At 37.4% G+C, this 2,924-nt stretch carries 1 protein-coding gene and 1 pseudogene; one reads left to right on the top strand and one right to left on the bottom strand.

All coding sequences use genetic code 11. From position 1 onward, the window contains the following. Nucleotides 1–1,673, bottom strand: a pseudogene (locus AACY61_RS11615) (amidohydrolase); the annotation flags it as partial. Between the two features lie 273 nt (nt 1,674–1,946). Here AACY61_RS11615 and AACY61_RS11620 point away from each other — a divergent pair. Continuing rightward, nucleotides 1,947–2,594, top strand: coding sequence for a fasciclin domain-containing protein (locus tag AACY61_RS11620; protein WP_339611749.1), 648 nt, complete (start codon nt 1,947–1,949; stop codon nt 2,592–2,594). Nucleotides 2,595–2,924: the final 330 nt, after the last annotated feature.

A 2,924-nucleotide genomic window follows, 5' to 3' on the forward strand; every position in this document is an offset into this window, starting at 1 on the left:
GTAAAAGCAATCCAGTTATTGTCTGGGCTGGGCACCAATCGATTGGCATATTTTGATTTGATGTGTGTGCGCTCATCGTGTCCGTTGAGGTCCACACTTTTTAATTCTTTTGTAAGGTTACCGAAAAATACCCCGCCGGTTTGGAAAAAAATTCGTTTGCCGTCTTTGGTAAAAGTTGGGTAATCACCGTCTTTGGTTAAAAAAGTTTGAGCTCCCCCGTTTGCAGGCATGGTGTAGAGTCCGGGATTTTTAGTAAATGACCTTCCCTGGTCATTGTTTCCCTCTTCTTTTTTGAAAACGATGGTTTGTCCGTCAGGAGAATAGGAAGGTGTTCTATAAATTCCTTTTTCAGAAGTAAGTATAGTTGAGGCGCCTCCATTTATAGAAACTTTTCTAATAGCTCCTTTTTCAGTATCACTCCAGCTAACGTAGATGAGTTCGTTTCCATTGGGCGAAAAGGCTGGTTCGGCTTCAAAATCGGTATCCTTGGTGAGGCGCTTAGGGGTACCATTGGGCAGTGATTTGGTCCATAAGTAACCCAATGCACGAAAAACAAGTGTCTTTCCATCAGGAGAAGTAATGGCGTCGCGAATTACTTTTACGGTAAAATCGTCGTTCTGTATGGGGGTTTCAAAATGAACTCTATCAGCAATATCAATACGCACAGTTGCTGTGAATGGTATCGTGGTAGATTTTGTTGTGTTAATATTCACTTTTTGAAACTGTCCTTTTGCCCAAATGATTATTTCTTCATTATTTGGCATCCAGCTGAAATTAGGGTAGGTACCAAAAAGTGCCCAGGCAGTCATTTGGTCTTTGTTGAGGTTGTCATACACCGGCCATTCTTCACCTGTTTGCAGGTCGTGAATATAAAGCACGGTTTTAGTACGCACCCGTTTTATAAAAGCTAAAAGTTTACCATCTCTGGATACTTGGGGTCTGGCAGCACTTCCGGGACCACCGGTGATTTCTTCTATTTCGCCGGTTTCAAAATCATAGCGCTTCACGGCGTAAATCTGACTGTTAGGGTCTTTATTATATTGAAAAGTACTTCCTGAAGTTACATCTTCACAGTAATACATATATTTCCCATCAGGCGAAATACTAGGCTCGTTAACGTCTTTTTGATCGTTACTGCGTTCGGTGAGTTGCGTGCCGCTTCCTCCTGTGATGTGGTATTGCCACATCTCTCCGGCTCCCATTGAGCGACCAGAGGTAAAATGTTTTCTGGCTACAAGATAATTGCCATTGGGCATCCAAACGGCATTGTTTAATAATCTAAAATCTTCTTTTGTGATTTGCTTGGCATCGCTTCCATCGGCTTTCATCACCCAGATGTTATCGCCTCCTCCGGCATCACTTGTAAAAGAAATGTGAGTACCGTCAGGACTGAAACGGGGTTGTATTTCAAACGGAATACCGCTGCGTAGTGCTTTGGCTTTGCCTCCCGTAACCGGAATGCTATAAAGGTCTCCCAGCATATCAAACACGATGGTTTTTCCGTCTGGAGAGACGTCCAGGTTCATCCAGGTGCCTTCATCGGTTGTGAAACTGTGTGTGTTGTACTTGAAATCATGACCGGGATTGGTTACATCCCATTTGTCTTCTTCTTGGGCGTCTAAAATGAAAGGGATAGCAATTGCTATGAATGTAAGGTAAATAAATCGATGCATATATAAACTTTAAATAAGTGAATGAATGATAAAATCTAAGGTAAAAAGTAGATGTAAATTACTGAAAAAGAAAATGTTAATATAAAATTATGCTTCAAAAGCAAGTCCCAAATATAGTAAAAAATACCTTTAAAGTTTAGAATCTTTACCCGATTTCGATGGCTACAACATCCAATTCATAGTTTCACTTCATAAAATTGTATTTTTATGTTTTGTATTACCCTATAAAAAAGCTAATTTCGTCCCCTGTTTAATTAACTTGAAAACGAAATTATGAATAATAAGATTTTACTTTTGTTGGCAGTTCTTGTATTTTCAGCAATGTCCTGTAAAAATGAGTCTAAGCAAGAGTCCAAAAAACAAATTACCTTATCAAAAGAAGAACAAATTGAGGAGAGACAGCAAAAACTTAAAGAACGTGAAGCACTGAGAGAGAAAGCTAAAAGTGAAGTGAATACAATAATGGCTATACTGATGTTTGATGATAATTACTCTGAACTTTCCTCATTGGTGGTATCAGCTGAATTGGTTGAGACATTGCTTGAAGAGGGTCCATTCACTCTTTTTGCACCAAATAACCTTGCTTTTGAAAAATATTCAGATGAGAAGCTAAAAGAAGTTTTGAAACCCAGAAACAGACAGGATCTTCAAAACCTTTTGAAGTATCATATTGTTGAGGGTACTTTGAGTACTGAAGATATTAAAACACAATTGCGTCAAAATAACAACTCATTGAGTATTGAAACTTTACAAGGTGAAAATCTAAACTTTTCACTTACGAATGGTAACATTGTTTTAAAAGACGCTAATAATTCTACCATCAATATTATTAAAAGTGATATTGAAGCCACAAACGGCATTGTTCACGCTGTAAGCAAGGTTGCAGAAACAAAAGTAAAAGAGGAAGAGGAAGAAAAATAAAATTGATTTTATCTTTAACATCAATGGGACTTTTAAAGTCCCATTTTTTTTACCCTAAAATTTTTGTACCCAAACGGCTTCAATATTAAAGAGTTTTTGATTCTGAAAATAAAAATTCAATAACTATATCAGGTAAATAATTTTAAAACAAATGTGATGGAGAATTATAGTATTTGAATAGAATTATTTTTTTCTGTTTACGCTTTGACGTGCCAATAATTGTACATTACCATTGTTTTGAATCTATACCTCAAGCACATTGAGTTGAACTGAAAAAGGAGTGTTGTTTACAATTCCTTCCACATCAATTTCCCTGCGCGTTGTGAGAAT

Origin of the sequence: uncultured Planktosalinus sp., from assembly GCF_963973675.1 — a bacterium.
Lineage (GTDB): Bacteria > Bacteroidota > Bacteroidia > Flavobacteriales > Flavobacteriaceae > Planktosalinus.